This is a genomic window from Pseudomonas sp. R11F, from assembly GCF_050312575.1.
Lineage (GTDB): Bacteria > Pseudomonadota > Gammaproteobacteria > Pseudomonadales > Pseudomonadaceae > Aquipseudomonas > Aquipseudomonas palleroniana.
Genome location: NZ_JBNPJU010000086.1, coordinates 1 through 1,085, shown reverse-complemented (window position 1 = coordinate 1,085; position 1,085 = coordinate 1). Strand labels below are relative to the sequence as shown.

General features: G+C 57.5%; 1 protein-coding gene. It reads left to right on the top strand.

Annotated elements, in window-relative coordinates; genetic code table 11:
* Positions 1-1,085 (top strand): immunoglobulin-like domain-containing protein (locus ACQRBV_RS27520; protein WP_427877933.1); only part of this gene is annotated, 1,085 nt, incomplete at both ends.

Here is a 1,085-nt window from a genome sequence, read left to right as displayed (position 1 = left end):
GACGTCACCCTGAAGTTGGATAACGGTTCGACCATTACCATCAAGGCCGGAGACACCGTCGGCACCGTGACCGTCCCTGCGCCAAGCGATGACGTGTTCATCGATAAGAGCACCCAGACCGTCAAGATCACTGACGCTACCGGCGGCAACTTCGAGAAATTGGAAGTTGCAGGTAACGGCGCGACAACGACTATCAACGACACTATCGACAAGGTCGATGTTGTACTGACGGCCACCAACACCGTTGGCGAAGGCGGCAACATCGTCTACACCGCCAGCCTTGTGGATAAGAACGGCACACCGGTGACCAACATCACCAATCCGCTAACGGTCACCCTGGATAACGGCCAAACCATCACCATTGGTGTGAACCAATCCAGCGGTTCCGTCTCGGTAGTCGCTCCGAACGACGTCTATAAGGGCGATCAAACCGTCACCACCGCTATCAAAGGCGTCACTGGCGGCGAGCACTTCGAGAACCTGGTGCCGGGCACTACGCCGGTGAACACCACCGTTACCGATACTCCGGGCACTGCGGACACCACCACCGTGACCCTGACCGCGCCAAGCGCAGTTAATGAAGGTGGTCAGATTACGTACACCGCCACGCTTTCTAACAAAGCGGGTACTGACGTCACGCTGAAACTCGACAACGGTTCCACCATCACCATCAAGGCTGGCGATACCGTCGGCACTGTGACCGTTCCTGCACCTAGCGATGACGTGTTCATCGATAAGAGCACCCAGACCGTCAAGATCACTGACGCCACCGGCGGTAACTTCGAGAAGCTGGAAGTTGCAGGCAACGGCGCGACCACCACGATCAACGACACCATCGACAAAGTCGATGTGGTACTGACGGCCACCAACACCGTCGGTGAAGGCGGCAACATCGTCTACACCGCCAGCCTTGTGGATAAAAACGGCGCGCCGGTAACTAACATCACCAACCCGCTGACCGTCACCCTGGATAACGGTAAAACCATCACCATCGGTGTGAACCAATCCAGCGGCACCGTCACCACCGTGGCGCCGAACGACGTCTACAAAGGCGACCAGACCGTCACCACCGCCATCAAAGGCGT